Raw genomic sequence first — 23,704 nt, 5'->3', positions numbered from 1 at the left:
CCTAAACCCGCTTGTTCAATTCGTTCTTGATTTGAGTCGTCGAAATATCAGGAGTGCGTGGCAGATATATCACTTCACATTTTCCTTCAAGTTCATCATCAAATTTGCCAGCCCAATCGTCCCCCATAACGAAGACATCGATTTTTAAGTTTTCGACATCGTGAGCTTTTTGTCCCCAATGATCTTCCGGAACCACTAGGTCTACGTAGCGCACGGCTTCGAGCATCCTGCGACGTCGATCGTACGAGAAATAGGACTTCTTTCCCTTGACGGCATTGAATTCATCGGTAGACAGCGCTACAACCAGATAGTCCCCAAGCGCCTTCGCGCGTTGCAGCAGCTCAATGTGACCATAGTGAAGTAAATCGAAAGTTCCATAGGTGATTACCCGGCGCATTTTATCCTCAGATTCCCTCTTGCAATCTAATCCTGAATAATTCTACCAATATAAATAGGGTACTTGTCAACCCACGAGCGAAGCGTGGTGCGGTTGATCCCTAAGTCTGCGGCTGCGGCATTGAACGAGATGTGTGGATCGTTCTCGTACATCGCGACCGCGTCGCGCTTGAACTGATCCGAATAAACCTTCCTAGGCATGGAGGCAGGCTACCTTTCCCCGACCCAACACGGTCGGAATCAGGGGTGTCTACCAAACAGGGGTCAGGTCCCTCCTTACCGCTGCGTGCAGAAACGACTACTCTGCCCGTTTCTTCCGCACAGACACCCTGGCCAACCAGCTGATGGTGCTACGCCATGATGACACAGCACGCATGGAGTTTCTTCAAGACTTACACCTGGCAGACGTACTCGTGCTTGATGACTTCTTAACAACGCCGATTGATGCTGCCACAGCACACCAGCTGCTCAACATTCTTGCTGAGCGTGAACACCGGGGCTCAACCATTGTCACCTCCCAGTTCACGCCTGATGAGTGGTACAAGTCCATCCCGGATGCTGTCATCGCCGAGTCGATCCTGAATCGGCTTGTCGTTGGCGCTGAGATCATCACACTCGAAGGACCAAACATGCGCCTCGAAGCCAATACGCAGTAGCGGCTCATAGTCAACGCCCGGGTGTTACCCGATACTCACCCGGGCGTTACTGAATACTCACCACAGCGTTACTAAATCCGTGGTCCTAACAGGGCGCTTGCGTGGCTATGACGTGGCGCTGGATCCGGCGCGGCGGGTGGTGTTCAAGACCGTGAGGATGCAGAGGGAGGACCTGGCGGTGGCAATGATTGCAAGGGAGGGGTAGGGCTTCGCCACCGCCCCCTTTCTGTCGACATATTCACCCGCCCCTGGAGTAGGAAGCGCGGACAATGGGGGGCAGCGTTCTACTCGGTACGAGGACGGGTCGGCGGATGGAGCGAATTTTAGGAGTGATATTCCCGCCGAAAACACTCTGCTGGCGTACGAGGAGGGGAAAACTGCAACTCGGAGCCTCGGCCAACGCGGTCTGGGCTCTGATCTGAAGTGTGATGCTACATCTTGTTGATCCGGTCCAACGCTTGTGTGATATTTTTCGCTGTCTCTTTCCCCCGAACGCGTTGTAAAAGTTGCGAGAAGTGATCCGAGTCTATCGCCCTCATAAAACTCAGAGTCTGGACTACTGCTTGTTCTAACTCATTCCTGCTCAGGGCACCTCCCGTTCTGGCAACCCCAGAGTGTGAAAGTTCGTTCACAACCTTTGAAAGTGAAGGCGAAAATTTGGCTGGGTGCTTTGATAGGAGATTATTGATTGCAGCTCCAAATTTGGAATCCACGGGAGACTTAAACTCCGTAAAGCCCTCGAGGGCTTTCCTGCAGTAGTTGCCGGATGCAAGTGAAGGTGGGGTTTCCTCGATTAAGGCGCTGAATTCCTTAGTTACTAGATAAAACGAAAGCCAGTAATCGTTTATAAGAGTCACAGCTTCGGAATCCCATTTCCTTACGCGCGTGGTTCGATCGCTGCTGTCATAACTCTGCTTGTAGACCTCGAAGAATTGAGCAGTAGCGCGTTTAGGGTGGGTAACTTTGGATGCCAAACGATTTTGAAGAATTCTCAAGTGGGAATGGCTGTGAGTGAAGTACACCAAGGCCGCAGGATTTAGCTTGGAGAAGTGATCCGATACGAATCGGTCGGTCGCGAGAAGTCGGGTATCGTCTAACTCCGACCCGAGATCGTCCAGAAGAATAATGGAGTTACTCATCGATGACTTACGTTCTTCGGTCTCGAACTCAGCGCAAAAATACAGGAGCGAAACTAGCTTCTTCTCACCCTCTGACATGTCGGTCGCGGGGTCCCCGTCACGGGTAATTACGTAGCCCTCTCCGGGATTGCCTTGCTTAACGCGTAACACCTTATCTCCGAGAATTAGAGACAGGTTTTCGTCGAGGAACTCTGCGGTTCTAGCGGTGGTGGAAATGGATGATTCGAGCTCCTTCAATTCTTGCTCAAGTTTGGCGACCTTCGAACGTTTTCCATTAAGCGAGTTCTCGGCCTCGGACAGTCTTGTATTGGTGGCTTCCCAGTTGGCGCCATCTTTCGCGCAGCAGTGCTCCCGCAACTTAGTAATCGCGTTATGTTTGTTCGCCGCATGGTCGCTGATCTTGCCGCGCAGTAGATCTAACTCGGTTTCAAGTGATTTTAACTTCTTGTCGAACTCAGAAAAACTGGTGTTGGGTTTCTCGAAGTCAAACTGATCCCACGGTGCGTCAATCCGCATGGTGAGTTGTGTTTCAGCAGTTCGCAAATTTTTTAGAAGTTGCTCGATTGCCAAGAGAAACTGAGTCTTTTTATCGGACAGGTCATTATCATAAGTATCTGAAGATAAAGTCAGGTGTTCGACGAGAGCCTTGTATTGTTCTAACGAAGTTAGACACTCGCTGCACTCAGCTAACGCAGCTGAAGTTTGCTCGGAGATACCCTGCTCCGCAAAATCAATAGCATTCTTTATCTCGTCGAGGCGCGCTTGGGTAACTTCACCAGCACAAAACTCGCAGAAATCGCCTGCTTTGTGTCGTTCGAAGCCTTTTCGGGCCCAAGCGGTAATTGTCTCGACAGCCATATCTAACGCTGGAAGGCCATTGTTTACTTCGGCCCATACCTCATCAGAAAAAGTCCAACGCTGAGGTTCAGGCGGCAGTAGCGGGGGCATCTCTGGAGTTGAAGCGGCAGCTATTGTTAAATGTTCTTCGAGTTCGGTGCTGCTTAGGAGCGTGAGGTTCCCGCGGGCTAATACTTTTTCAATCTGATTTCGATTAAATTTTCTACTTGTCAACTCATCGCATTTTGATTCCAAGGTTTTTCGTTCACCGTTGAATACGGTGTCCTTGATTCGCGATAATTCCTTTGTGATGTTCGCTATCTTTGTCTTCTCAACTTCGACATCCGCAAGTGCCTGATCGAGGAGCTTCTTTTTGCCCCGGATGGAATCTTCTATGTCGCCGGCGTTCTCGGCTAGGTTAACGGTCGTAACTTCACGGGCTGAGCCCCCCTTGACAAAATCGCCCACGTTAGTTTCCCGCCATCTTTCGTCGAATGCGTAAACTAGAGGCTGGATCTCAGTTGGATTCTGATACTTAGTATGCTCTTGTAAAATTTGGCAAACTGTAGATTTTCCTGCGCCGTTGACGCCAAAGAATACCGAGTGTTTTAAGAGTTTTAAGGATTTGAGGGCGTCTGCATGTACGTTCCTGAATGGCGCATTTGACTTAACTTCAAACATTAAAACTTTCCTTCAGTGTTTTCGGAGGCATCGCGCTCCGGAGCGAGTTCAGTTTAGTCAGAAAAGTCAATCGCTTTTCGAGATCTCGTCGACGGGCTTCCTGGATCCGGAAAAAGGAGCTGTACTGCGCGCAATCCGGTCGAGTACGGCAGTGAGCGAGAACGGATTGAATCGACGTTGCTGGGTGTGCGGTAATTCTCCACCGTGGGCGGCCAAGCTCAATTACCCTTGATGGTTCGAGCTTCCGTCCGTTTACACCGACTACACATACTCAATCGGCATCCAAAAGGGCCACATCTAACGCCGCGACACGCCGATAGGGGGTTAAGCGACAAAATGTGTGTCCGGAATCGTTGATTTTCATGCTCTGAACTCCGCGTTTGCGGAAAATATATGCTCCTAATGCATATATTGGCCCTCTCTTGTTCAGAAGACTGAAATGGTAGCGGTGTGGTGAGTATCTGGTAGCGCCTGAGTGAGTATCCGGTAGCGGTGTCTTACTCAGGCGTTGTTGGTGGTTATGTGTTGGTGGTCAGGCGCATGTTTGGTCCTTCGAGTGTGATGATCTCGGCGCCGGAGACGAGTCGGTTGAGGATTGACTCGGAGATCACGGCATCGGGGATGGATTTGTACCATTCCAGTGGGGTGAATTGTGAGGTCACTATCGTTGAGACTTTGCCTTCTCGTCCGGCGAGGATGTTGAGAAGTTGGTGCGCGGTTGCGGCATCTACAGGTGTGGTCAGGAAGTCATCTAAGACCAGGACGTCGACGTCGTGGAGGTGTTGGATGAACTTCAGCCGTGCGGGGTCATCGAGTTGGAGGACTGCCAGTTCGGCGGCAAGCATGTCGGTGCGGTAGAACCGTGCGGAGTAGTCGTTGCGGCATGCAGCTGTGATCAGGGCTTGGGCGAGGTAGGTTTTGCCGACTGAGGATTTGCCCAGGATGACAATGTTTTGGCCCAGGTGGCACCATTGTCCGTGAGCGAGTCTGCTGACTTGCTCGGGGTTGATGTTGCGGTCAGGCGTGCAGACCACGTTTTCAAGGCAAGCATCAAGGTTTGGCGATCGGGATGCTTTCAGCAGTTTGTTGATGCGTCGTTCACGCCTGGCTGCGACTTCTTTATCGAGTGCGTAGAGCACCTTTTGGGAAAACGTCCATGTGTCGAATGCGGGATCGTTGGCAATCTCGATGACGCTTTGTCCAAAGGCAGTCATCCGCAGCGCGGTGAAGTCGGGCAGGACGGACTCGTCAAGGAAGCGATCTGTTGGTGGGGTTGGTGATGACATGGGCTTAGTGTCCTTTCTGAGCGAGGTTGTCCATGCTGAACTGGTCTGCACCGCCGAGAAACGCGCCGGTGGTATCCCGGTCGGTGACTGCAGGGGCGGTGGGCTGGTTGGTTGTGGTGCTGCGCGGGGCCTGGTCTAACCCGCGGGGCCGGGTGGCGTGTTCTTTGCGTATGGCGGCCATCATGTTTTTGACTGCGGTATATGACACTGCACGTCGGCTGCCGTCGTTGGCCATCAGGCGCTGGCATGCCTCTTCCAGGATTGGTTTGTTGCCGTGTTTGCCCATCGACAGCACGTTTCTACAGGACTGGTACGCCTGGGCTGGGATGGCTTTCGCCGCGATGAGTTCTTCGATGACCTTGCGTGTTGCCGGGCCGATTTTGCTGGCTTCGCGATAAAAGTAGTCGCTTGTCCACAGTCCACGGGTGGAGTCCATGCCAGATGGAATGTGCTCATAGTCAGTGACATAGGCCCCACGCTTATGCGAAACCCGGTGGGTCGCTACGGTTGTCCCCTGGTCAAAGACGGTCAAGACTTGCCCGGTGATGCGCACATCGACAGTGCGGCCAACAAGCTGGTGCGGGACGGAGTAGCGCACCGTTGCAACCGTGATATGGAAATCTGGGGCTACTTTCGCACGCTTCCACTCGGTGTGCTGCCACGGGGTTTGCGGCAGATCAGCAAGGAGATGCTGCTCGTGTTGTTCAAAGAGATCCCTGCGGCTTGACTGTTGACTGCGAAATGGCACGGAGGTGTTGATCGCGTCGACTAAGTCCACAATCTTTTCGTTGAGCTCGTCTACGTCAACGCACTGGTGGCCTTCAAGGGTGTGGATGACTTTGTGGGTGACGATCTTTACCGCAGCTTCCACATTTGCTTTATCCTTCGGTCGGCGCGCGCGTGTGGGAAGTGCTGCTGTGTTGTAGTGCTCCAAGAACTGCTGGTAGGTGTCGTTGACCTTCCGATTCCTATCGGCAGTACTAATCGCGTTTGATGCTGTTGACGCGTTATCGGGGACAACAACCTGACAGACTCCACCGAAGTAGTCAAACGCTTGACGATGGGCATCAAGCCAGGACTGTTGACGCTGGTCAACACACGCACACGCAAACAACATCCCTGAATACGGCAGCGAAGCGACGAAAATATTGACTTTCGCACCCGGCGTGCCCGCAGGGTCGTACAGGCGCATCTTGGTACCTGCCCAATCCACCTGCATCGTATGGCCTGGTGCATGGGTGATCCGCGCGCTAAGCCCGGCAGCATCGACATGGGAGGCAACTAGCTGGCGGAACCGGTCGTAGCTGTAGTGACGCTGACCCGGCTGGGCTGGGGTGGTGGTGTAGCGAGCCCACAATACTTGCAGTGTTTGCTTCGTACGCCCTGTGCGTGCTTTGACGACCGCGTCAAAGTCAATCGGGACGAACTCGCCTTGCCCGCTGGTGCGTTTGTCAACGAATATCTCGGCCAACTCGTCATCGGTCAACGCCGCGACCTGCTGGGCAGTGGTCAGGCCAAGGCTTCGCAGCGCTTGGTTCGCTCGGGAAATTGCGCGGTGCGAGCACCCAAGCTGGTCTTCAATCTGGCGGTAAGAACGCTTCCTAATCAGCAGCGTCATCACCGCACGGTAATCCGTCATAAGCGGACTCCTTCCAGTACGCGCCGCACCCGAGTGGTGCGGCTACCGGAAGTATCACCCCGAGCCCCCTGAGCTGCTACCAGATACTCACTGAAGTGCTACCAGATAGTCACGACACTGCTACCAAATAGCCGGTCGCAACACTCTCTTGCGAAAATCCCCGGTGTGGCTGCTATGGTGTGCTACGCAGCGGTGGTTCGGTTGCCCAATGCCAAAGAACCGACCACGCTGCCATTGTGGTGGCGATATGAAACGAAACGGCACTACCAGCAACGGGACTACCCGGTGGCGGTGCAAAATCTGCGGCGCTTCACTGACCAAGCAGCGCAGCGACATCACCAACGCAGCCCTCTTTCGAGCGTTCATCCAGCACCTGACCACCAGGATCAGTCTTGCTGCGATCGCCGCCAGCATGAGCTGCTCGACACGTACGCTGCAGCGCAAATTCAATGCCTTTTGGCTAGTTGATGTGCCTGACTCGACCTTGGGACACACAGGCAGGGTCTACGACCAGATCTTTATCGACAGCCACCTACACCGCAGGTGGCTGTCTGATCGTGGCGGCAACGTTAGACCACGTCATCGCCTGGCACTGGTGCAAACAAGAAACCACGCACGACTACAAATGTCTGCTTGAGCGCATCGAAGCACCGTTGATCGCTGTGATCGACGGTGGCCGAGGAGCCACAAGCGCAATTAAAACATGCTGGCCAAACACCAAAATTCAACGCTGCCTCGTGCACGCCCAACGCAGAGTACGCTGCTACACCACCTCACGACCACGCACTGATGCTGGCCGCATAATCTACCGACTCGCGCTGAAACTCACCCGCATCACCACCTTGGACGAGGCTGCGCAATGGGGCGCGCAACTGCAAGAGTTTCACACGCTCTACAAGGATTGGCTCAACGAAAAGACACAGGTCAAAGACCCGAAAATAGGGAAAACACACTCGTGTGGACCCATGTCAACGTGCGCAAGGCCTACAACAGCCTGAATCACCTGTGGCGCAATGACCTGCTGTTTGTCTACCTGAAGCCACCGAAAGGTGTGCTCGAGCCGCATCGGATCAAATCCACTACTAACAGTCTTGAAGGTGGCATCAACGCCCAATTGAAGCTCCTTGCGAGAACTCATCGCGGCAGATCAGGTGAGCACCAACGCAAAATGCTGGATTGGTGGCTGTATCTGAAACCGGAACTGAAGTGTCCCAGGTTTTGTTCCGTTTGAGTAGATGGGAAAATCTGGAATATGCCAAGAAAATTTGACCAGGATGCCAAGGACCGCGTGGTCCGTCTCGTGGAAGATCGCATCTTGGCGGAAAATATGTCGATGCAAGCCGCATGCCAGGCAGTAGCCCCAAAGCTGGGGGTTTCATGGCACACGGCTCGCCAATGGACCCAGCAGGCCCGCCGTGCGGGAAACATTCCAGAACCTGTGCCTGAAGACTTGGCCGCCGAAAACGCGAGGTTACGCCGTGAAAATCAAGAGCTACGCGACACTAACGAGCTGCTGAAGGCTGCCTCGGCTTTTTTCGCGTCGGAACTCGACCCGAAACGTCGGAAATGATCCGGTTCATCGATAAATACCGGAATCGTTTCTCTGTCGAGTTCATTTGTAAGACGTTGAAGAATAACCGGGCTGGTGGGTTTATCACCTCGCGTGGTTATCGCCAGTCCAAGGCCCGTGGGTTAAGTGCTCGTCGCCTTCGCGATGCTGTGCTGGTCGACCGCATTAGAACTGTTCATCGGGATAATTACGGCGTCTACGGCGTGCGGAAAATGTGGCATGCTCTCCGCCGCGACGGAATTGATATCGGTCGTGAACAAACCGCCCGGTTGATGCGCTTGGCCGGTGTTTCTGGCAAAGGCAAAGGCGGATCACCTCTCACAACCCGAAAAGCTAACGTGGCTGATCTGCGCCCGGACTTAGTCGAGCGTGAATTCAAAGCTCAGGGCCCGAATAAACTGTGGGTGGCCGACATTACGTATGTGTGCACGAAGAAAGGCTTTGTGTACGCCGCGTTTGTCACCGACGTTTACTCTCGACGGATCGTTGGGTGGGCGTTATCAGATTCCATGCGCACCGAAGCACTGCCGTTGCAAGCTCTCAACCAGGCGATCGTGTGTGCTGAGGAAACAACAGGTCTCATTCACCAGTCGGATCACGGCTCACAGTACGTCAGCGTGGTCTACAACGAGCGACTTACCCAACACGGCATTACAGCTTCCACCGGAACTGTCGGTGACTCCTACGACAATGCTCTTGCTGAAAACGTCAACGGATCCTACAAGAACGAGCTGATCCATACCCGCAGGTGGAATGACGTTGTCGAGGTAGAAATCGCGACGTTCGAGTGGGTGTCATGGTGGAACGAGACAAGGCTTCACCAAAGCTTGGGATACCGAACCCCGGTCGAGGTGGAAACCGAATTTTGGAAGCAGAACCCGCCCCAAGCAAAAATAGAAATCAAGGCAAATGCCTAGGAACAAAACTCGGGGCACTTCAAGGCTGATGAGGTGATGGGGTGTGCCGGGTTGGTTGTGGTGGCGACGAGTGCGGGGGAGCCGGGGGTCGTCGATAAGCAATTGCGCTCTGATGCGACCGTGCTTGCTGTGGCGCGCACACGGTGGACACGCGGGAGTTGCATGAGGATGTGCTGCGAGGCGCGCAGGTGATTGTGGATGATGTTGGGGGCTGCGCGGCGGGAGGCCGGCGATGTGGCGATCGCGGTGGAGAAGGAGGCGCTTGCGTGGGAGGACGAGGCGATGATGGCTGGGGTTGTGCGTGGGGAGGTGGCGCTGGATCCGGCGCGGCGGGTGGTGTTTAAGACCGTCGGGATGCCGTGGGAGGACCTGGCGGTGGCGAAGCTTAGCGCCGGGGAGGGGTAGGTATGGCTGTGGGCACCGCCAACTACAACTGCAAGGCTTGAAAGGATGCATTCGATGCCGCGTTTTGCAGCCACCTCAGAACGCCTCCAGTCTCCGCACCCACTGGGTGAGGGTACCGTCGATAATCGCGTCGTGGATCACGCTAGGGCCAACGAGCTGGGCTGCCTGAATGACCTTCTGAATCACCGAAATCGCCTGCAGCTCTGTGGCCGACTCAGGCGACACCTGCTCGGTGATCTGCAGCAGCGTCAGATTCGCGACACTCGCGTCCGGTGCCTCCGGCGCATATTTCGCAAACTCTTCCATGAACTGGGCCCGCAGCGCGTCCGTGTCCTCCAGCGGTGACTGCAACTCGGCGGCTTCATCAAGTTCGGCGATGAACTTCAGCAGTCCGTCGTATTTCGCCGCAGGCTGCTCCGGCTCGTCCGCATCATCTTGGTCGGTAGCTCTGAACCGGAACTCGAGCTCGTCGGCGTCCAGGTCGAGTCGGCTGAAGATGAAGCGCAGTAGCCCCATTTTTACTGAGGTGCTGTTGCCGACGTCGACGGCGAGGGCGTCGTCAACAACTCGGCGGCCGCGCGGTAGATGCTCCGGATCGAACTCGGTGTGTAGTAGCGCGGCATCGTTGGAGAGGGCGAGGAGCTCAGAGCGGTGGTCGCGAAGGAGGTGCTGCAGTAGAGCAACAACCATGTCTGCCCAGGTTGATACCGTTTTGGAGAAGTCGTGGTATTGGACCCCAACGATCCACCGTCCAGTGAACTCGCCTGAGTCGCCCATCGCTTCGGTGGGGAGCACGGTTTGAGGCGGGGTGAACGTCGTCGTTGGCATGCGCCAGTATTCCAGAGCCGCGGTGACGATATCTTCCGTGCGTTGCTGCATCTCGGCTTCGCCCCAGGTCGTGGTCTCTTTGAGTCTGCGGTTGAGGCGGTACGGGGACGAGTCGAATCCCTTGTCCGTGGACTTCTTCACGGAGAACGGCTTGTTCGAGTAGCTGGAGTTGTAGCCGGTCACGGTTAGGTTGCCGATGCGGTGCAACCACTCGCTATGTATGCGTTCAGCGTCGGGCCCAAGCGCCGTTTTCCATTCCTCGGTCAGCGTTTGCGGCATGATGTGCTCGATGGAAATGTCGCCGCTTTCGAGGCTTTGGGCGATGTCGCGGGTATCACGCGAATTGCCGTTTTCGAGGACGTCGTAAATGTAGTTCCTCCAGGAGGACTTGATGTTGTACATATTGCGCGTCTCCAGTGCAGCGCGTACTTCGCTGTCGGACGGGACGCGGCCGCTGCTGGTGCGGCGGCGGATGACCCATGCGAACACGTCAGCAAAAGTGTCGTTGTCCTTGCGCAGCTTCGTAACTTCGGAGTAGACCGTTGCAAAGATCTTGTTCAGCGCATTCGTTGGCATCTCGATGATGAATCGACGCGCGATGAACGACTCAATGATGCTGAGCACATTGCAAAAATCGTCTTCGGTGATGTGGCCAGCGTGGACGTCGCGTAGCACGGGCATGAGAAACGGCAGTGTCACATCGCCGAGGATTGGCTGCATGCGCCGCAGAATCCGGTCGGCCTTCGCAAGCCCCGTGTTCAGCTCCTGAATCTCGTTGTAGTACCGCGAAAACTCGTGGAGCTCCTCCAACACCTGCTCGGTACTCTCGCCGGAGCGCTTCACATACTTCTTGAACTCCTCGTACACATCCTTCTCGCGCGGCGTGCGCGCGTACTTTGTCGTGAGGTACCTGCGAATAAACGCCGACGTGCGGAACTTCGCATTCGCCTCAATGGGGTTCCACAAGTTCTCGTAGAGCTTCTCCTGCACCTTCGGCGCATGCCCCATCAGAATGAAGTTACGCACCTTATCGGCCTCAGTCAGATCCAAGCCCGTCGAGTTCAACGACTCAAAGATCCGCTGAGGGTCATCATCCTTATCCAGTTCAAGCAGCATTACCTGCAGCTTTTCTACAGCTCCCCAAACTTCATCCGCCGTATATGCTGTCGCCCGCAACCTGTCCTGGAAGTACTTGAAGTTCGCCGTAATATTCGACGCCGCCACGTACCCCGATGGCTCCCCAAACAGTGCGTCATACGCCTTCTTGTCATCCTTGACTGGCTTGAGCTTGAACCGGACCTCCTGCCGTTGATCACCGATCATGAGGAAGGAATCGACAATCTTCACACCCAAGGATTCGTCATCAGCCTGGATGTCTCCGTTCTCGATCGCCTTCGCCAACGCGAGCATCAATATGCTGACGGTGGTGAGGCGCTGCTGACCGTCGATAACTAACCACTCAAAGGACGTTCCTCCGCCCACAATCGCACCAAAGAAGTGAGCCTCTCGGCCCTCGCGAATGATTGCCTCCAAATCATCGAAAAGCTGCTCGCACTGCTTCCGCTGCCAGTCATAATTTCGTTGGTAGACAGGAATGATGAGCTCGCGGTACTGTCCATCAAACACTTGGATGATCGGGCGTGCGCCTTGCATGGAAACCACCTTGTTCGTTGTAGGTGCGGTCGGCATCAGTGTAGTTGGGGCGACCAGGCGCCATCATCGGTCTCAGCGGGAAACACCTTGGAAACGCGAGAACGAGTCGGCAACGTTGCCGGGGCGCAGCTGGATAAGCGGACCCGCGCCTAGCGAGCACCTGACGTATTGGCGATATCGAACGAGTTCGCCGAGGGGAGACGGCGGGCATAGCCAAACGGGGCTAGCCCCACCGTTTCCCTATCCACCCCGTAGCCGCAACTTCATCAGGGTGCAGCCCCGTTGCAAGCAAGTCCAGCTTGACGTCTTCTCTCCCAGTTAAAGCACTTAGATGGTGGACCCGTTGAAAACGATGGGATTTAGTCTTGATGAGGAGCCAGTTAAGGGTTGATTGGTGCTATGCGTTTGCTCTAGGAATGCGGAGAATCGGATCAAGTTGCGCTGATCTCGCGACCGGGACAGCGTTCAAGGCGTGGTGGCGCGAGACCAAAACTGCGCCCCGTAGGGCCTGCCCAGTAGCATCGATTGCATGTCTGTCACCCAGCAAGATATCGATACCATCACCACCCAGCTCGGCCGCACACCCCGTGGCGTTTTGGAGGTTTCTTACCGCACCCCTGATGGTCAGCCGGCGGTGGTCAAAACGGAGCCCAAGCTTGACGACGGCACACCGTTTCCCACGCTTTACTACCTGACTGATCCGCGTTTGACTGCTGAAGCGTCGCGCTTGGAGGTTGCTCAGGTGATGAAGTGGATGGAGGCTCGTCTCAACGCTGACTCTGATGAGGGTGAGGCGCTTCGCGCTGATTACAAGGCGGCGCACGATTACTTCCTAGCTAAGCGCAACGCTTTGCATGATCTGGGTACGGACTTCTCCGGTGGTGGTATGCCAGATCGTGTGAAGTGCTTGCACGTGCTTATTGCATATGCGCTTGCAGAAGGCCCTGAGCATTTCCGGTTCGGTACAGAGGCTGTTGCTCTTGCTGCGGAGCATGGTGATTTGCGTGGGAGCGCTATCCCAGCGGATTGGCCCACGCTTGCAGACCTTGGCATCACGCTTGAGCAAGCAGGGGAGGGGCTGGCATGAGTGCCACTGCAACTCGTGTCGCTGCTGTAGATTGCGGTACGAACTCCATTCGCCTGCTGATTCATGATACTGCTACTGGTGAAGTGACCCGTGAAAACACCATCGTTCGCTTGGGGCAGGGTGTGGATGAGACGGGGCAATTTCATCCGGATGCTCTTGAGCGGACTTCCAAGGCACTCGCGGCGTATGTAGACACTATGGAGCGTGAGGGCGTATCCAGGGTCCGGATGGTTGCTACCTCCGCGACCCGTGACGCTTCTAACCGCGAGGATTTCTTCGCGATGACCCGTGATCTGCTCGGCCGTATTCAGCCTGGTGCACAGGCGGAGGTGATCACTGGCGAGGAGGAGGCTGCACTGTCCTTTGCCGGCGCGACTGCTGATATTGATCCGGCTCGCGGTCCCTTCTGTGTGATTGACCTTGGTGGTGGCTCTACTGAGTTCGTCATGGAGGGCCACGCTGTGTCCACCCGTATGGGTTGCGTGCGCGTGACTGAGCGTTTTATGTGTACGGATCCTCCGACGGAGGAAGAGACTGCAGCCGCCCGTGCGTACATTCGTGAGCGTATTGCTGAGGCGGCAGCTGAAGTGCCTTTTGATCAGGCCCGGACGTTTGTGGGGTGTGCGGGTACGTTTACAACGGTCGCAGCGATTGCTCAGCACCTGCCCACTTATGATCCTGAGCGGATCCACATGTCAGAGATCTCGTTTGATCGCATGCGTGAGGTCACTACTGACTTGCGGTTGAAGACTGCTGCTCAACGTCTTGAGGACCCGGTGATGCACCCGGGTCGTGCCGATGTGATTGGTTCAGGCTCCACGGTTGTTGAGGAGCTGATGGTTGCCTTTGCGGATGCCGCTGGTGCCTCTAGTTTCATCATTAGTGAGAAGGACATCCTGGACGGCATCGTCGCAAAGCTTGTGGCGAAGTAGGCCTCGTTCTGGTGGGGGTCTAGTCGTGATCCGGTTCGAGGATCTGATCTCCGCCACGCTTGCGGCCGCGAACCTCTTTCATGCGCGGCTCCGGGTCGATCTTGTTCGCAATGGCCCTGCGGGCGGAGTTGGTCACCGACTTTGTGATTGGTGAGTTCATCACCGCCTGGCTTGCGTTAACAATCTGGTGATAGCGCTTACGCCCTGCTTTTGTCCCCAAAACGTAACCAGCTGCAGCTCCGACGATGAATTGATACATGGCGCTTACCTTACCGGCTCTGAGAAAAGTTCAACCACCAATGAAAGAAAGGCGGATGAAGCAAGCTATAGTTATCGCTGCGCATTTAGTGCTCAAGGGGCTATAGCTCAGTCGGTTAGAGCCGCGGACTCATAATCCGCTGGTCGCGGGTTCGAGCCCCGCTGGCCCCACACACCGCCGCTGGATGAGGGAAGGGTCCTGTCCAGCGGCGTTTTGTGTTTTGGGGGTCCGGTGGGCGTCGATAAGCAAAAGCCGGGTTAAGGGACATTTCGTGTGGATTTAGGGGCGTCCTGCCCAGCCTTTTCTGATGCCTAAGCTGGGGTTCCATTCGTTGTCGATGTGGGTGTCGTATGTGGCTGGTCGCCCGTCTGGGTGGCCGCGTCGTTTGAGTTGTTCTTTCGCCCAGGACGCTTCATTAGTTGTCCGGAAAAATCAATAACCTCGGCGATTTACTCCCACTTTCGTAGTGCAGGGATCGTTCCGAGGCTTTCGAGATAAAGACTAGCCACTCCACAATGAGTAATCCAAAATCGACCCCCGTACCGCTATCGCAATGGTTTCCATCCGCACGGATAGGCCGGTACGCCGATCATCCCACGCCAGAAGCGTTACACCTTTGGACTGCTCACCTCACCTAGAGTGGCGGTGGGTGGGGAGCTGGTGGGCGTCGATAGGCAAAAGCTCTGGCTATTCGGTGAAGCCTTGGGCGCGGATGACGGAGCGGCGCTTGCGGAATGCGGCGGTAAGCGCGGGGACGTGGTGGTCGTTGAAGTCGAAAACTGTGGCGGAGGTCTCGGTGCCGCGGGTGACGCGGCCGATTTGCTGGATGACGTTGCCTTTGAATGCGACTGGGGCGGCGAGAACGAGCGCGTCGAGCGCTGGCAGATCTACGCCCTCGCCGGCGATCTGCGTCATGGCGATGAGCACGAAACGGGGTGTGGTGTTGAGCTTTTTGCGGGTGGCGCTGCGGTCTTTCGCGTGCTGCGCGCCGTGGAGGGTGAAGACGGTGACAGGGAGATCCGGGTGGTTGCGGGCGAGGAGTGTTTCGAGTGCGGTGATGTGCTCGCGGCGCTTGACCAGCACGAGGACGTTCATGCCGCTGGTGGCGGCGCGGGTGATTGTCTCGGCAATTAGGGTGTTGCGGGTTTGGTCGGCGGCAAGCGCGTTGTCGAGGTCGGGCCAGTAGAGGTGGGGCTCATCAAAGGTGAACTCGGTGGTCTGTACCACGTAGTGCTTCGGGCCGGGGCGCTCGATCTCCATGGTGTGGCGGATGGGGCCGCAGATAAGTGGCAGGAGTTCGTCGAGACCGTCGGAGCGAAACGGGGTGGCCGTGAGCCCAGTGACGAAGCGGACGTTGAGGTCTGCGAGTACGCGGGTAAGGCCGGCGGCGCCGACGCGGTGGCATTCATCAATGATGATGTAGCCGTAGTCGGCAAGGAACTGCGTGCGGGAGTCGGCGCGGCTGATGGATTGGGCGGTGATGATGTCTATGTCGCCGCTGAGTTTCTTTGACTTGCCTCCGAGTTGGCCGATGGCGGGCGTGTCTTCGTGGCTTTTAAGGAAAGTGGAGAGCGCGTCGCGCCACTGGGCGGCGAGCTCTACGTTGGGGACAATGATGGCGGTAGGGACTTGGCGGTGTGCGATTAGTGCGCAGGCCATGACCGTTTTGCCGGCGCCGGGTGGGGCGACGAGAACGCCGGTGCGGTGTTTGCGCATCTCGTCTACCGCCTTTTGCTGTGCGGGGTAGAGCTCGCCGGTGAACTTGGCTGGCATAGTTCGCGGCTTTGGGGTTTTGCTCCGACGAGTAACGGTGTAACCGGCAGTTTTGAGGATGCTGATGGCGTCGTCGAGAGTGCCGCGGTCGAGTGTGAGGGTGTTTTCGTGCTCGTCGAAACGAATGATCAGGCGGGGAGTCTGGTACGTGGACAGGCGCTGGGCCTGGCGGATGTAGAACTGCGGATTGGGGATCGCACCGAGGTGGCGAAGTGCGTTGGCGGTGGTGGCATCTACACCTTCGAGGTTGATGTGGACGCGGGAATCGTGCGTTACTTGGACCTTGCCGGAGCGTTTGAGGGCTTTGAGTTCTGCCTTGGTTGGTGGTTGGGGCAGCTGGGTTTCCGGATCCGGTTGGAGTTGTGCGGCGATCTCTTTGAGCTGGCGTTTGGAGGCTTTGGTCGTGTTGGCAAGGGCGGCGAACTGGTCTTCGGCGGGCTCGAAGTCCTGGTTGACGAAGACAGTGCGCTGCTCGGCGCGATGCTGACCGGCGAGCGGGAGCGCGATGAGGTTGCCGAAGCCGCGGCGCTTGCCCGGCAGGGTGTCCTGGGAGGGAAAGAATCGGTCAAAGCTGGCGAAGTACTGCTTCGGGCTGGCCTTGGCGAGGAGGCCGATACCTACGGTTCGGGCGAGGGAGGCCGGGACGGGCTCGCTGAAGAAGAGCCACACGTGGGCGCCAGTGCCGGAGCGCGAGATCTCGATGAGCGGGTCGAGACCGAACTCGCGGCACGTGTCAGCGTAAGTGCGGGCGGCGGTGCGGAAATCAGCGTCGTCGAAATCGCACGCCAGGAGGAAACAAGTATCGCCCTGGCGCAGCGGGTACAGGCCGACGTGGAGGGTGTTATCGCGGCGAAGGTGCTGCTCGAGGACCTGCGGGGTAAGCGGCTTAAGGTTCGGGTTGTCCCGGTTGTAACGGCCGTAGGAGGCCGGCGACCAGCCTTTCTTCTCGCCGTTTTGCCAAGCGGTTGCGTACACGTCCTCGCGGCCACGGAAGTAGTCGACGAACAGGCGGAGCTTTGCGTCTGGGGAGGAGGCGTTGGAGACTGTGGCGGTGTTGTTAGTTTCGGTGTGGGTAGTGCTGGGGTTGAGGTTGGTTGGTGTGGGCGCTGGTGTTGGTGTTGGTGGTGCTGCTGGCGCTGGTGGTGCGAGGAAGGCCTCGAAGTCGTCGGTGCCGAGCAGTTTCGCAAGCGCGCGCTCTAGACGCTGCACGCGGACCTCAAGATCGTGCACATCTGACATGAGCGCTCCACGGGATCGGGGTGGGGGTTATACGAGGTCAGTGTAGTTGGGGTGGGTAGTTGTGGTGGTGGACGGTGGCGTCGATAAGCAAACTGGCTCTGAGGGTGAGTGGCTGTGGAGCTGTAGGTTGTGGTTATGGGATCAGAGTTGGCGACGGTGCTGAGACTGGAAGTAGATGGGATAGATTTCAGCGATGAAGAGCGTATTAGCGCTATCGAAGAGCGAATGCCTGAATCGTCATTTGTTCTTCAGAACGGTGTAGTTATGGCTGAGGTCGACTTGGGGGCTGCAGCCGGGCGTCAATACGAACAAGCAATACGTGTCATTCGCCGCTTGAAGGATCAATGTGCTTTGGAAATCAAACGGGTTGAACCGCTACCGGTGGATATTGCCGATATAGCGCGGTTGGTTGGCGTGGAGCGTCGAGAAGCAAAGAAATGGAGCGAGAACGCGCAGGTCTCACTGACGTGGAGTGTTGGTGGTGGGGAGAATCCCCAGAAACCTTGGAACCTGTACTCCGTCAACGAGTGGTTGTCCGAGGAAAAGAAAATCAAACTCGGTCTTGAGCTGCCGTCTCCACAGTTGGTTCAGGAAATTGATGCGTATCTTGCTGGCTTGTGAAAGCTAAACGGAAGAAATGAGCTGGGCTCTCAGTGAAAAATGCTGGTGTGCAGAGACTCGGTGAGTGGCTGTGGGGGGTGGGTTGAGATTTCCCGTACATGCGGTGTGAAGCTTCTGGGACTTGGTAGAGCACCCGGGTCTGGTGGGGCGAACCGTGGTTTACTGCACCCTAAGCACGGCAGGTGGGGCACTTCGGCCGAGACGCACGAGGAGGTAGTCCAACGTGAGCACACCAGCAAATACAGAGGATTGGGCTGACGAGTATCTCAAGATCAGCCTGTGGGAAGGATTCTGGGCCACGGCGGCGACGTTGTTTGGGTTCATGATCATTGTGCTGGACATCTTTGCAACCGATTACGCCCCACAGGCGTTTGTATGGCGGGTATTTGTAGGCATGCTGCTGTTTGGGCTGGCGTTCTTTCTGCCGGGGGTGTGGTGGTATTACGCGTCGTTTAAGGACAGAAAGACAGTTCGTGAATACCTGGAGACGTTGCACCGAAACGGGTATCACAATCCGTTGGTGGCGGCTGCAGATTACGAGGAGACCCAAGGAACGCGCGGTGTGGAACTGCCCAGTGTGATTAAGCCTTGGTGGATTTTTGTCGTCGCCGGTGCGTTCGCGGCGGGGATTATTTCCGGGTTGATCTTGCCTTAGTGGTGTGGGGGGTTTGCGGGGTGCTTTGGGGTGTTGTGTGGGGTGCTTTGGGATGTGATTCGTGGTTAACTGATTCCTAGTTAGAGCTGGCGGAACCACCCCCGCCATGAGCGCTAGGAGGTAGCTGTAGCGTGACCGCTTTGCCTAACGTGGACGATCCGGTTGTCGGCGAGAAGCCGAAAACCTGGAAGAGAATTCTGGCGTGGGGCGGGTTCCTCTGGGGCTTCCTTAGCATCCTTGTTGGAGTTGTTGATGGGGGATCTTTCGCAGAGGCCGCGGGATTCATCCTGTTTGGCCTTGCATTCTTTGCCCCCAGTGCATGGTGGATGTACTGCACGGCGAAGGATGAAAAGGCTTTTCGCCAGTATCGGGAGACACTGCAGACCAACGAGAACCTCGCGCAGTTTCTCACTGATGCTGACCGGGTGGTGCTGCAGGGGATGAGTGGTGTGCAGCCGCCTCGGAAAGTGAACCGTCACTGGCCGGTGGTGACTATTGGCAGCATCGTCGCTCTCGTTGTTGGCACGGTGATCACGCCGCTGGAGGAAGACGGTGATTCGGGGTCGTCGAGTACTCCGCCGACGACTGTGTCTTCCTCTGTCTCGCCGGCCGCGAGTACGTCTGCGGCGTTCGTGACTACGTCAGCTGATGAGGGAGCTGCTGAGCGTGAGCGGGAGGCTGCTGAAGCTGAAGCGAGCCGGGCGGAGGAGGCGCGCTTGGCGGAGGAGCGGGAAGCTGCTGAGCGTGCGCGTGTGGCCGAGGAGCAGCGCCTGGAGCAGGAGCGGATTGAGCGGGAACGCGCTGAACAGGAAGCAGTCCCGCAGCAGTTCGTCGCACCTGCGCAGGCGCCGCAGCAACCTTCCGCGTATTACAGGAACTGCAGGGCGGTGTGGGACGCCATCGGCGGGCCAATCCATGCGGGACAACCGGGATACGACAGTCACCTAGACCGTGACGGTGACGGGGTCGGTTGTGAAAAGGACCCGCGATAGATAGAAATCCAGCCCAGACTCTTGCGAGGCGGGCTGGATTCTTCTTTTGACTAGGTGTGTTAGCTCGGCTGCTTTCAGCTGCTGGCGCTAGCGTGGGCGGCGTTCGCAGCCCTTGCCATCGCCGTCGCGATCAAGGTGGCTGCCAAAGCCGGGGTCATTGCGGTAGATCGGGCGACCGAGATCGTTCCAGACAGCTCGGCAGTTCGGGTACATCTTGGTGCGCGGTGCCGGACGGGGAGCAGGCGCAGGAGCCGGCGCCGGGGCCGCCTCGACATGTGGAGCAGGTGGTGCAGGAACAGGTGCTGGCGCAGGTGCCGGTGCCGGAGCAGGGGCTGGCGCCGGGTGGCACGGAATGAACTGCGGTGCAGGATTCGCAATGATGCCTTGCTGCATTGCCCAGCAAGCGCCACCCGCGCCTGCGGCCAAAAGAACGAGGGTTCCGATGACGCCACTGACAATGGCCTCAGTCTTGTCTTCATCCTGCTGGTTGATTGGCGAGGCTGGGGCCGCATGAGCGGGCGTAATAGTGACAACTGGGCTGACAGCTACTGCTACGGCAGTGGCAATGCAAATGACAGGTTTCTTCACGGGGATTACTATCTCACAGATTCCTTCCGGGAGTAGCCAATTAGGAACTGTCTTGAGAGGCGTAGTACCCCAATGGTTCCGGGATGAACGGCAAGCATGGGAGAGCTCTCCCAGCCAGCGTTTCAGGGTTAAGCGACAAAATGTGTGCTTTTTTGGATATGGATTCCCGGGCCTGCCTGGGCCTACGGCGGGAGAGTGCTCGTTGAATCGGGATTCCCGACCATAGACCGGAAGGTCCACCACTTCAGGCGTTGGATGTGCTACGACAGCAAGCTGTTAAACCAGCTGCATGCCAACTCAACACAGGAAGAGAAAACACAACAGGCCCCTATGCCCGGCATGCGAGCACACCGCCACGAAAATGGGCACCACCTCCAGCGGAAAACAGCGATGGCGCTGTACACACTGCGGGCACACCTTCACCAACCCGAACACGGCTAAGACCAGCGCATATCGGTTTGCCATCTTCATCGACTGGATCACCGGCCAGCGTCCCCTCGACGCTGTGGCTGCTGCACACAACGTCTCCAGGCGCACATTGATCCGCTGGTTCACCTACTTCTGGTTCATCATCGTCCCATGCAAACCAGACCCGTACCGCGTCTACGACCAGCTGTTTATTGACGGCACCTACTTCCACAAAAAATGCCTGCTTGTCGCTGCAACCAGCGAACACGTCGTTGCCTGGCACTGGTGCACACGAGAAACCGCCTACGACTACGCCAAACTCTTCGACCTGATCGCCGAACCCCTAGTCGTGACCACAGACGGCTCCGGTGGCGCAAACAAGGCCATCAAACAATGCTGGCCAAACGCCTCCATCCAACGCTGCCTCGTCCACGTACGCCGCGACACCATCAAAGACACCACACGCCAACCAACAATCACCGCGCACAAAGCACTCCTTCGCCTCGGCAACCAGCTAACCCACATCACCACCCGTGACCAGGCAATTACCTGGGTACTTCGCCTCAACCGCTTCCATGACCTCTACGGTGACTGGCTCAAAGACCGCACCTACCGCAACCAAGTCGCCCCAGAAGAGATCCCAAAACGCATCCGCGACAACCAGCAATGGTGGTACACCCACCCCAGAGCCCGCAGAGCCTACCGCCGGTTCGAGCGTCTCTACCAACAAGGCCACCTCTTCGTCTGGCTCAACCCACCACACCGCACCACAACCGAGCTGAAGACCACCACAAACAGCCTGGAAGGCGGCGTGAACGCACAGCTGAAACACCTTGCCCGAGCCCACCGCGGCGCATTTGACGAACATCAACGAATCATCATGGACTGGTGGCTCTACCTGCACACCCAACACCACGATGACCCGCTGGCGCTAGCAATCGAGCAAGACTTCGGCCGCAAAGGCTACGCACACGCCCGCCAGGCACACATGCGTGAACGCGACCAAGCCAACTCACCCGACGGCCGGCCGAAAGTCTACGACACCGGCATCGACACCGACTTCAACCCCTCCTGGGCCATCCGACACGGCTGGGCAGGACGCTCATAACCCCAGCACAGCACCCCGGGCCCGGCCCATTCCAACCCCCGAAAAGCACACATTTTGTCACTTAAATCGACACGCCGAGAAAAGCACACATTTTGTCGCTTAACCCGCGTTTCAGAGGGTTTAACCCATAAGAGGGTTAAGTGGCAAAAGTCTAACTGGCCTGAACGCTTTAACCCTTTCAACTGGGAATGGGAAGAGGCGCTCAACCCGATAGTCGGGGAGCGCCTCTTGAAGAAGGAATGGAAGGTGGGGTTGCCCGCAAATCGTGGACACGTAGTGGAGCTGCCTGATGGTTAGGCAGCTGTTTCTTTTTTGTTGGTGGCTTGGGTGATGTGGTACTCGAAGTCGACGGGGCTGATCATCCCGAGTGCGGAGTGCCGGCGTCGACGGTTGTAGACCACCTCAATCCAGCGCGCGACAGCCCTACGTGCAGCGTCACGGGTAGGCCAGCGCTGCCGGTCATAGAACTCGGTTTTAAGTGTTGACCAAAACGACTCAGCCATCGCATTATCGAAGCACACTCCGGTACGCCCAACGGACTGGGCGATACCCAGGTCACGGCACACGTCCCAGATCTGATCGCTTGTAAACTGTGATCCACGATCAGCGTGAAACACCAGACCATCAGCAACCTCACCACGCAGCGTATAGGCCATGCGCAAGGCCCGTTCAACCAGAGAAGTATCTTGAACGCTATCCATCGCCCAGCCCAGCACACGGCGGGAATGGCCGTCGCGGATAACACACAAGTACAACCAGCCCTCACCGGTGCGCAGGTAGGTAATATCCGACATCCACACCCGATTAAGCTCACCGGCATCAAACATACGCTTGACCAGGTCCGGAAGCGTGGACTTACGCTTAGATTGAATCGTTGTCACCGGGACGAAGGCCCGCGGTGAAATCCCTTCAATGCCCATCAGACGCATCCGCTTGGCCACAGTCTTGCGGTTTAGTGCAATGCCGTAGCGCTCGGCAAGTTCCGCAGTGATCCGTGGGGCACCGTAGACGTGATCAGAATCTGACCAGATCTGATGGATCTTGCGGTCAACATCGTCGTAGAATGCTGCCCGATCATCGTTTCCAGATAGCCGTTGTTCCTGCTTATTGGCCCATTTGTAGTAGCCGGACCGGGACACTTTCAACAGACGTGCCATGCGTTTGATGCTGTAGTTCGCCTTCTCCTGCCGCATTAGTTCGAACTTTTCTGTTCGCGTTGCTTCGCGGCGAAGAAGGCTGTCGCTTTTGACAAGAACTCATTGTCTAGCCTGGCCTCTGCCAGCTCACGACGCAGACGAGCAATCTCAGCGCGAAGATCTGTCTCGCTCATCCCATCGCTGGCGCCTCGGCGCTGTTTTTCATCTTTGACCCACCTGCCCAAAAGCCCCGGAGCGACACCGATCTCCCGGGCCACATGAGCGATCGGGCGCTGCGATTCAATCACGAGATTCGCAGCTTCACGCCGGTACTCCGGCGTGTACTTCTTGCGTTGTTGACTCACAATGAACATCCTCTCCTACGGACACAACATCCGTACAAGTCGGGTGTCCACTAAACGAGGGTAACCTCAAAGGACAGGCGGTTATTCACCGCGTGATTTCCATTTGCACGTCTAGGATAACAGATACTTCGTGGCCTACTACCGGCTAGGCCAACTCGTAGACATGTTGGCCGTCTTCTCACCGACTGACCAAAACTACCTCGATAAGATGCGGAAACTGATCAATGTCGATGTCCTTATCATCGACGATTTTATGACCATGAGCATCAACCAGCGCGGGCAAGAAGACCTAAGCAAGATCATATTCGACCGCGACGGACGCCTCCCAACACTTATCTCCTCCCAATCAGCTGCCGCTTACTGGATCGAAGCACTTCCCGACAGAATCGGAGCTGACTCCCTAGTGAGCCGCCTCAACAACGGGCATCGAATCCGCATAGGAGACTTCGACATGCGCAAAGCCACCGCCTCAATGGAGCCGGACGAATAAAGCAAACAGCCGGGCCGACTCCTTCGGCCCGGCCCGGTACCAAC

Annotated in this window: 18 protein-coding genes, 1 tRNA gene and 4 pseudogenes; 12 read left to right on the top strand and 11 right to left on the bottom strand. The window is 56.7% G+C overall.

Going from position 1 to position 23,704, the window contains the following annotated elements:
* Window position 1: 1 nt before the first annotated feature.
* Window positions 2-397 carry a glycerol-3-phosphate cytidylyltransferase gene (tagD, locus tag I6I71_RS11815; protein ID WP_201821278.1) on the bottom strand — a complete coding sequence of 132 codons (396 nt, stop codon included), beginning with the start codon at window positions 395-397 and terminating at the stop codon, window positions 2-4.
* 59 nt (window positions 398-456) lie between these two features.
* A pseudogene (locus I6I71_RS11810) lies at window positions 457-597 on the bottom strand (transposase); the annotation flags it as partial.
* Between the two features lie 38 nt (window positions 598-635).
* On the opposite strand from I6I71_RS11810, the gene I6I71_RS11805 reads away from it, so the two are divergent.
* The gene (locus I6I71_RS11805; RefSeq protein WP_201823729.1) at window positions 636-1,052 is read left to right on the top strand and encodes an ATP-binding protein; all 417 of its coding nucleotides are present in this window, start codon (window positions 636-638) and stop codon (window positions 1,050-1,052) included.
* A 431-nt stretch (window positions 1,053-1,483) separates the two neighbouring features.
* Here I6I71_RS11805 and I6I71_RS11800 read toward each other — a convergent pair whose 3' ends face one another.
* The 3 genes from I6I71_RS11800 to istA form a co-directional block, all read right to left on the bottom strand.
* Window positions 1,484-3,709, bottom strand: a complete 2,226-nt coding sequence (locus I6I71_RS11800; protein WP_201821277.1) for an AAA family ATPase — start codon at window positions 3,707-3,709, stop codon at window positions 1,484-1,486.
* Between the two features lie 518 nt (window positions 3,710-4,227).
* Entirely contained in the window at window positions 4,228-4,995 is a 768-nt protein-coding gene (locus tag I6I71_RS11795) for an ATP-binding protein (RefSeq protein ID WP_201821276.1), read from the bottom strand.
* A gap of 4 nt (window positions 4,996-4,999) precedes the next feature.
* The gene (gene istA, locus I6I71_RS11790) at window positions 5,000-6,634 is read right to left on the bottom strand and encodes an IS21 family transposase (protein WP_201821275.1); all 1,635 of its coding nucleotides are present in this window, start codon (window positions 6,632-6,634) and stop codon (window positions 5,000-5,002) included.
* A gap of 208 nt (window positions 6,635-6,842) precedes the next feature.
* Between istA and I6I71_RS11785 the strand changes: the two are divergent.
* The 3 genes and pseudogenes from I6I71_RS11785 to I6I71_RS11775 form a co-directional block, all read left to right on the top strand.
* Window positions 6,843-7,838, top strand: a pseudogene (locus I6I71_RS11785) (IS1249 family transposase); the annotation flags it as partial.
* Between the two features lie 48 nt (window positions 7,839-7,886).
* Window positions 7,887-9,121 (top strand): IS3 family transposase gene (locus I6I71_RS11780; protein ID WP_201821274.1). Its coding sequence is split into 2 segments (ribosomal slippage): window positions 7,887-8,175 and window positions 8,175-9,121, totalling 1,236 coding nucleotides; the frame shifts between segments, so codons are not numbered across the junction.
* A 198-nt stretch (window positions 9,122-9,319) separates the two neighbouring features.
* On the top strand, window positions 9,320-9,526 hold the full coding sequence (locus I6I71_RS11775) for a hypothetical protein (protein WP_201821273.1): 207 nt from the start codon (window positions 9,320-9,322) through the stop codon (window positions 9,524-9,526).
* A gap of 75 nt (window positions 9,527-9,601) precedes the next feature.
* On the opposite strand, the gene I6I71_RS11770 is transcribed toward I6I71_RS11775, so the two are convergent.
* Window positions 9,602-12,007 (bottom strand): DUF262 domain-containing protein, encoded by a 2,406-nt coding sequence (locus I6I71_RS11770; protein ID WP_201821271.1) that lies wholly within the window; start codon window positions 12,005-12,007, stop codon window positions 9,602-9,604.
* A gap of 529 nt (window positions 12,008-12,536) precedes the next feature.
* Between I6I71_RS11770 and I6I71_RS11765 the strand changes: the two genes are divergently transcribed.
* Complete coding sequence (locus I6I71_RS11765) at window positions 12,537-13,094, top strand: DUF501 domain-containing protein (protein ID WP_201821269.1); 558 nt, start codon at window positions 12,537-12,539, stop codon at window positions 13,092-13,094.
* Window positions 13,091-14,026 (top strand): Ppx/GppA phosphatase family protein, encoded by a 936-nt coding sequence (locus I6I71_RS11760; RefSeq protein WP_201821268.1) that lies wholly within the window; start codon window positions 13,091-13,093, stop codon window positions 14,024-14,026. Before I6I71_RS11765 ends, I6I71_RS11760 begins: the two co-directional genes overlap by 4 nt.
* Before the next feature lie 19 nt (window positions 14,027-14,045).
* Here I6I71_RS11760 and I6I71_RS11755 read toward each other — a convergent pair whose 3' ends face one another.
* Window positions 14,046-14,285, bottom strand: coding sequence for a hypothetical protein (locus I6I71_RS11755; protein WP_052203459.1), 240 nt, complete (start codon window positions 14,283-14,285; stop codon window positions 14,046-14,048).
* 96 nt (window positions 14,286-14,381) lie between these two features.
* On the opposite strand from I6I71_RS11755, the gene I6I71_RS11750 reads away from it, so the two are divergent.
* Window positions 14,382-14,455: transfer RNA gene (locus tag I6I71_RS11750), tRNA-Ile, on the top strand.
* 109 nt (window positions 14,456-14,564) lie between these two features.
* Here the strand turns inward: I6I71_RS11750 and I6I71_RS11745 are convergent.
* Together I6I71_RS11745 and I6I71_RS11740 are read right to left on the bottom strand one after the other, a co-directional pair.
* Window positions 14,565-14,696 (bottom strand): annotated as a pseudogene (locus I6I71_RS11745) (IS256-like element ISCau1 family transposase); the annotation flags it as partial.
* Between the two features lie 276 nt (window positions 14,697-14,972).
* Complete coding sequence (locus I6I71_RS11740) at window positions 14,973-17,297, bottom strand: DEAD/DEAH box helicase (RefSeq protein ID WP_201821266.1); 2,325 nt, start codon at window positions 17,295-17,297, stop codon at window positions 14,973-14,975.
* Window positions 17,298-17,432: 135 nt separating this feature from the next.
* Here I6I71_RS11740 and I6I71_RS11735 point away from each other — a divergent pair, with 135 nt between their 5' ends.
* The 3 genes from I6I71_RS11735 (at window position 17,433) to I6I71_RS12130 (ending at window position 19,565) form a co-directional block, all read left to right on the top strand.
* Window positions 17,433-17,918, top strand: coding sequence for a hypothetical protein (locus I6I71_RS11735; RefSeq protein WP_201821264.1), 486 nt, complete (start codon window positions 17,433-17,435; stop codon window positions 17,916-17,918).
* Window positions 17,919-18,141: 223 nt separating this feature from the next.
* On the top strand, window positions 18,142-18,573 hold the full coding sequence (locus tag I6I71_RS11730; protein ID WP_070462827.1) for a hypothetical protein: 432 nt from the start codon (window positions 18,142-18,144) through the stop codon (window positions 18,571-18,573).
* Window positions 18,574-18,704: 131 nt separating this feature from the next.
* Entirely contained in the window at window positions 18,705-19,565 is an 861-nt protein-coding gene (locus I6I71_RS12130; protein ID WP_236587324.1) for an excalibur calcium-binding domain-containing protein, read from the top strand.
* Between the two features lie 87 nt (window positions 19,566-19,652).
* Here the strand turns inward: I6I71_RS12130 and I6I71_RS12125 are convergent, their stop codons facing one another.
* Window positions 19,653-20,153 (bottom strand): excalibur calcium-binding domain-containing protein, encoded by a 501-nt coding sequence (locus I6I71_RS12125; protein WP_168156348.1) that lies wholly within the window; start codon window positions 20,151-20,153, stop codon window positions 19,653-19,655.
* A 289-nt stretch (window positions 20,154-20,442) separates the two neighbouring features.
* Here I6I71_RS12125 and I6I71_RS11715 point away from each other — a divergent pair, with 289 nt between their 5' ends.
* The gene (locus I6I71_RS11715; protein WP_269090332.1) at window positions 20,443-21,669 is read left to right on the top strand and encodes an IS1249 family transposase; all 1,227 of its coding nucleotides are present in this window, start codon (window positions 20,443-20,445) and stop codon (window positions 21,667-21,669) included.
* Window positions 21,670-21,962: 293 nt separating this feature from the next.
* On the opposite strand, the gene I6I71_RS11710 is transcribed toward I6I71_RS11715, so the two are convergent.
* Window positions 21,963-23,179, bottom strand: a protein-coding gene (locus tag I6I71_RS11710) for an IS3 family transposase (protein WP_101733890.1) whose coding sequence is annotated in 2 segments (ribosomal slippage) — window positions 21,963-22,918 and window positions 22,918-23,179 — 1,218 coding nt in all. Because the reading frame shifts where the segments join, the coding sequence is not laid out codon by codon here.
* 115 nt (window positions 23,180-23,294) lie between these two features.
* Here I6I71_RS11710 and I6I71_RS11705 point away from each other — a divergent pair.
* Window positions 23,295-23,660, top strand: a pseudogene (locus tag I6I71_RS11705) (ATP-binding protein); the annotation flags it as partial.
* Between the last annotated feature and the right edge of the window lie 44 nt (window positions 23,661-23,704).

The organism is Corynebacterium riegelii, from assembly GCF_016728505.1.
Classification (GTDB): domain Bacteria; phylum Actinomycetota; class Actinomycetes; order Mycobacteriales; family Mycobacteriaceae; genus Corynebacterium; species Corynebacterium riegelii.
The sequence above is the reverse complement of the archived record's forward strand: the minus strand, read 5'-3'. Positions and strand labels throughout refer to the sequence as shown.